Origin of the sequence: Butyrivibrio sp. (genome assembly GCF_015056685.1) — a bacterium.
Taxonomy (GTDB): domain Bacteria; phylum Bacillota; class Clostridia; order Lachnospirales; family Lachnospiraceae; genus Butyrivibrio.
In genome coordinates, this window is record NZ_SVFW01000087.1 from 1 (window position 1) to 6213 (window position 6213).

At 40.0% G+C, this 6213-nt stretch carries 4 protein-coding genes; 1 reads left to right on the top strand and 3 read right to left on the bottom strand.

Translation table 11 applies throughout. From position 1 onward, the window contains the following. Window positions 1–105: 105 nt before the first annotated feature. From E7303_RS17770 to E7303_RS17780, 3 genes are all read right to left on the bottom strand, one after another. A complete protein-coding gene (locus tag E7303_RS17770) occupies window positions 106–948 on the bottom strand; it encodes a glycerophosphodiester phosphodiesterase family protein (RefSeq protein ID WP_292146800.1) in 843 nt (280 codons plus the stop codon). 174 nt (window positions 949–1122) lie between these two features. Continuing rightward, the gene (locus E7303_RS17775; protein WP_292146801.1) at window positions 1123–3168 is read right to left on the bottom strand and encodes a glycoside hydrolase family 31 protein; all 2046 of its coding nucleotides are present in this window, start codon (window positions 3166–3168) and stop codon (window positions 1123–1125) included. A 16-nt stretch (window positions 3169–3184) separates the two neighbouring features. Further along, entirely contained in the window at window positions 3185–5125 is a 1941-nt protein-coding gene (locus tag E7303_RS17780) for a beta-L-arabinofuranosidase domain-containing protein (RefSeq protein ID WP_292146802.1), read from the bottom strand. A 234-nt stretch (window positions 5126–5359) separates the two neighbouring features. Here E7303_RS17780 and E7303_RS17785 point away from each other — a divergent pair. Beyond that, window positions 5360–6213 (top strand): helix-turn-helix domain-containing protein (locus E7303_RS17785; protein ID WP_292146803.1); only part of this gene is annotated, 854 nt, incomplete at its 3' end.

Sequence of the window (6213 nt, forward strand, 5' to 3'; positions counted from 1 at the left end):
CCCTTACCACCGAGAAGGTTACGCATTGTCATGTTACCTTCGCTGAACATATAAACCCACTTGTTCGCCATGTTTTTACCTTTACCCTTTCAAAACTATAAAGATTTATAATTTAGCTCCGCTTTTCGGAACGAAACTATCAAAAATAAAAATATCAAAGCCTTTTTTTGCCTTTTCAAGCTGTTCCTCTGACTTTATAGTCCAGGCCGCTGCAACAGTTCCATATAAGTACCTGCAGAGTCTCCTGGAAATATTATCTGCATATTTGTGATTAAATGCAATAAAATCAGGCCTTGTCAAAAAATTGAAGAATAAATATGTAAGCAGGAAATATAGCAATCCACTAAACTCTTCCGGCTTATCCTTATGAAAATCATCTGAAAGCTGGCCTCTCATAATCTCAGGTCTGTTCTTTTTGTACCAGTGAACTCCAAATGGATTAAAAGATTCGATACAATAAACGCCTTTATATTTTGAAAGAAGCTCATCAGCCTTGTTACAAACAGAAAGGTCAAATCTCTCTATCTTAAGTTCAACTATAAGAGGAACCTTTCCATCAACCATTTTAAGGAAGTCTTCAAATCTGGGGATCTTTTCCTGTGAGTTCATAAGGTTGAAATTCAAGAGCTCATCGTATGTATAATCGATAACCTTGCCCTTCTGACCGGTAACTCTCTCAAGAGTAAAATCATGAAAAATAACCGGTACTCCATCCTTACTTAGCTGAACGTCACACTCTATTCCATATCCTCCATCAACAGCCTTTTTAAAAGCAGCCATTGAATTCTCAGGAGCATCCGACTCATTATCGAACAGCCCTCTGTGTGCATACAAGACACCAGTAAAAGGCTCCCTTGAAGGTTTGTTTATTATCCTTGGCATTATCATAAGCAGGTACAATGCAAGTAAAATAAGTAATACCAAGCCTATGACCTTCAAAAATACCATATGATCACTTCCTAAATGAAAAACATTGGATTTGTTAATTAATAAACATTACGCGTCCGCTAAATATTTTACAGCCTTATTTCATATAAAGCAACACTAATTTTATTAGGAAACTGCTATTACTTAAACGTTTAAAACGCCCCAAACCATCAAAGGTTCAGGGCACTGCCATTTTTACTCTTCAAATTTAAATAGAAACGTTTCCGGTTTGTCAGTTCTGTAAAACACCGGAATTACATCAATTGGCGCTTCAGTTTCTATATCACATCCACCTTGATACTTAATTCCGGTAAATGCATGTACCCAGTCACAACCGACTGGAAGATAAACTTTTCTCTTCTTCTCACCTTCGTGACAGATCGGTGCAACTAAAAGATTATCGCCAAACATGTATTCATCAGTAACATCCCAGCTCTTTTTATCCTCACTAAACTCAAGGAAAAGAGGTCTTATCACAGGTGTACCTGATTCAGAAGCCTGTTTCATGGCATTTCTCGTATAGTCACGAAGCTGCTCTCTTATGCCAATATAGCCCTTCATGATTCTGTAAGCTTCATCACCATAGCTCCAGATCTCGTTAGGTGCTCCTGTTACTTCTCTCTCCTCGCCGGCTTTATTTATTATCTTACTGTGAGGCTGTCTGCTGCCGTGCATTCTCATAACAGGGCAAAAGCACCCAAACTCAAACCATCTGAGCAAAAGCTCAGTGAACTTCTCACTTGTAGTATCTCCGCCATGGAAGCCTCCAATATCAGTAGTCCACCACGGGATACCTGCTATTCCCATCTGAAGTCCTGCAACTATCTGCTTCCTGAAATCTTCCCAGGATGACATTATATCTCCGGACCAGACCAGTGCTCCGTACTTCTGGCTTCCTACCCAGGCGCATCTAATAAGATTAACTATGTCGTTCTGTCCGTTTTTCTTCTGTCCTTCATAGAAAAGCCTTGCGTATTCCCTTGGATAAATATTGCCTGTTTCAAGTACTGACCCACTGTAATACTGGTAGTTTTCATAATCATAGCCTGTAAATTCAGGTTCAGCCTCATCAAGCCAGAATGTCTTTATCCCCAGATCAGCATAGTTCTTTTTTATCTTTTCCCATACATATTTTCTGGTTCTTGGATTGGTGGCATCCATAAAGAGATTATCCCCATGGAAGACCATCTGCACATCCACGCCGCTCCTGCTCTTTACAAGAAGTCCATTATGCTTCATTTCTTCATAATTTTCACTTCTGATGTCGACCTGAGGCCAGATAGAAACCATGCACTTTATTCCCATTTTGGTAAGTTCATCCACCATTTCTTTTGGATTAGGGAAATACTCAGGGTCAAACTTCCAGTCACCACATCTAAGCCAGTGATAGTAGTCAATAACAAGGACATCAACAGGAACTTTTCTCTTGTAATACTCTCTGGCAATTTCCAGCACCTGCTCCTGATTAAAGTAGCGAAGCTTACACTGCCAGTAACCAAGACCATATTCAGGCATCATTGGCGCTCTTCCAACAACCGAAGTGTAATTTTCAATGATATCTTGTGGTGTATCACCTGCTGTGATCCAGTAATCAAGCTGCTTTGTCTCCTCAGCCACCCATTCTGTCACATCAACTCCGAAGTGAACCTCTCCAATTGCAGGATTGTGCCACAAAAATCCATACCCCTTATCAGAAAGAACAAAGGGCACACTTGCCTGTGAATTCCTGTGGGCAAGCTCAAGATTGCATCCCTTTAGATTCATCCTTTCCTGCTGGTACTGGCCCATTCCATAGAGTTTTTCATCAGGATCAGACTCGAATTTCGCCCGAAGTTTAAACACATCACCGCTGATCCTCTTAAAGCTTCTAGCCTTTGTACAAAGCGCTCCGTTATTTGATATTTCTTTTAACAAAACCTTGCCTGAGGGTACCTCTGAGTAAACGATCTGCAGAGTATCTCCCCACGGCTGAACATAGCATGATGCTGCGATCTTTCCATTTGTAATGCTGGCACTTCTATATGAATCTCTTGGATCTTTTGTGTCTTTTTCATCATGGGTGACCACCTTGACTTCATGCATTTTTTCATCTGGTGGCAAAAGAGCTGCTGACTGATCTATAACATCACCCAAAAAGACGCTCCTTACTCTGAGACTGTTCCTGCCCCAGGGCTCAATTACAAGCATCTCGCCATTTCCTCTAAATATAAGTTTTCCGTTTTCCTCTGAAAAGAACTGCATAACTCCTCCAAATAATTCAGACCTTTAATTTCCAGTAGATACCATAGCTCTCTGTATACTGATCAAAGTGAGTTGTGAATACAAGTGGCTTTGATGTTCCGATAAGGTCGAATTCTGTCTCTCCATCTCTTTTTATAAGATATTTATCTATATTTCCGACAAAATCTTCAACAGATTTTTCAGAAACAATACTGATTTCATCGCTGTCTACGCTTCTTCCTGCAGAAGCAACAACTGCTATTCCATGAGGCTTTGTCATAATCTTTTTTGCCCCAAGTCTTGCTGAAAGCACATATGGGCCGTAGAGGAAAGCATAGGTGTTCTTGCCGTCAGGAAGGCTTTCGCAGGTAATGCCAAATGGTATGTAAACTTCCAGTTCTGCTCCACTTGCAATATCCTCTTTGGGAATGATCAAAAAGCCTTCATTTTGCCCAAGCTCTTTTTCCTTACCATTAAGCCTTACGCTTGGAACAGCCTTACTCCAGGTCGGGATTCTGAGCCAGAGATCATCTGCTATCGCCTTTCCAGCTGCAGGCTTTATCCTGATATTAACTTTGTCTGACTCTGTAAAATTGCAGTCCATAGTGACAACATAGTCATCAGAAACATATTCTGAAGCTATATATAGGGAGATCAAAAGTTTCTCATCGCCTTTATAGAATATGCCTCTCTGAAGCTTGGTGAAATTCTCATAGCCTGTTCCTGTGCAGCACCAAAAGTTCCCATCAAGGGTGTTAAATACCTTGTGATAACCTGTAGCCATTGGCTGAAAATAGGTTGTAAATCCTGTCTCATGGTTCTGTGATGCCATGATGGCATTTATAAGCGTTCTTGCTGAGTAATCCAGATATTTCTTTTTACCTGTCACTGCAAAAAGCCTTCTTGAAAGCTTGAGCATGTTGTAAGTATTGCAGGTCTCGTTGTTTACATTGGTCCTCTCTGCGTCAAGTACATTATCCTGACCAAAGTGCTCATTCTCGCTGTTTCCACCTGTAACATAGGTGTGTTTGTTAACTACAAGGTCCCAAAAGCTTTCAGCATATTCCAGATATTTTGTCTCTGAATTAAATGCTTCATATCTTGCAAGAGCGCCGATGAATTTAGGAATCGTAGTATTGGCGTGAACGTTGTTAAGTAGATCTGCCTTACCGGATAATATCCTTTCAAAAAGCTCTGTCTCATCAAAGGCGTGGGCAGCATCTGCAAAGCGCTCATATTCCTTGCTATATAGAGAACTTCCCTGATCTCTTAAGCTTTTATTTATCTCATAAAGCTCATACAGGCAGTCGTTCATTCCGCCATATTCTATGCTGAGTACTTTTTTATGTTTATCTTCTGTCCAGCCTTCAGTTCTTTTGGCAATCCAGATGCCAAGAGCATTGGCAATCTCAAGGGCTGTTTCACTTCCATAGTACTTAAAAGAAGCATTTAATCCTGTGAGGATCTTGTGCATTGTGTACCACGGCACCCAGGCCTCCAAGAATGGATGACTTAGACCTTTTTCTACATTTTCAAACTGAAGCAATGGATTGTCTCTGAACTCCTTTGTTGGAAATCCTGCACCAAAGATAAATCCTTCATTTTCTGTTCCCTTTATCTTTTCCTGACATTCTTTTAATGAAACAAGCATGTAGTCAAGACGCGCTTTTACATCTTCAAGCTCTTTTCCGGTAACGGCTGGAGATACAGCAGCCTGAGCAAGAGCTGTCAGATAATGCCCCATAGTATGTCCGCCGATAAGCTTATCTTCCCATTCACCGCCATAACGCTGCTTTCTTTTCATGAAAGCACTCGTAGTTTCTTCATCCTCCCCCGCGAGAATGCAGGCTGTCTCACGAAATCCTGCAAGAAGCCTGTCCGGATCAAGCAAAAGCATATTCTTTACATCAATATGAAGTGCCTCATCGAAATATTTGTCTGTAACCTTTACATCTTTTAATTTTGTTAATTCCCACATTTGATTGTATTTTCCCTCTCAATTATGCATTACTTGTTAGTAACATCTATGCTAGCATTTTCGCCCGTTTAGTAAAATGGAACAATGATAGAAAGAGTGTCATTTTGACATATATTTAAAAAGCCGTACATTCGTGGTATTATTGACAATATGGCATTTATATGTGTCATTTTTTATATTTTTAGTGTCATTTTTCTATCATTAGTGTCAAAACTTCTTTTTTAGGAGAACTCAATGAAAAAGAATAAAGAAATAATGCAAATGGTCTTTCCTGGCAATCAGCTGTTCCAGTATCTTAGAACCGGTAAATTTATCGCTTTATCATCAGACTGGAAACACGCAAAGATGGGACTTCAGTTTGATTACGAACTGATAGTAGTTACAGAAGGTGTACTGTATCTTAGATATATGGATGAAGAATTCACTGTAAGGAGTGGAGAATATCTGATACTCCCTCCAAGCAATTCTAATAGAGAGGGTTTCAAAAAGGATTACTGCGCCTTTTACTGGATTCACTTCATTGTAGATACCGGAGCTTTTCCTGCCAGAATAAATTCTTCTGATATAAAAACCTGCCAAAGAGCTAATTGTTTTCTGATGCCTCAAAAAGCTGCTGTCCCACAGCCTGCAAAAATAGTTGTTCACATGAAGCAACTTCAGGATCTTGACAGGAACAATTACCCAGGCATTTCATTAAACGCTACAGTAACAGCTATACTAACTGAGCTATACGGACAGTTGCAGGCAGAAAAAACTGAATCAGATCCATTAGGAAGCAAGCAGATCTATTCAGATATTGCTGACTATATCAGAATAAACATTTCTGAAAATCTTAAAACAACAGATATAGCTGACGCATTTGGCTACAGTCCCAAATACCTATCCCATCTCTTTAGCGAAGTGCGTGGTATATCACTAAAGCAATTTATCATGTCTCAGAAAATAGACACTGCCTGCTACTACTTAACCGACAGCGATAAGAATATCACTGTGATAGCTTCAGAACTTGGCTTCTCAGACGTACATAATTTCTCAAGAGCGTTTAAAAAAAGCACCGGGCTTACACCCAGTGCTTATAGGAACACTTA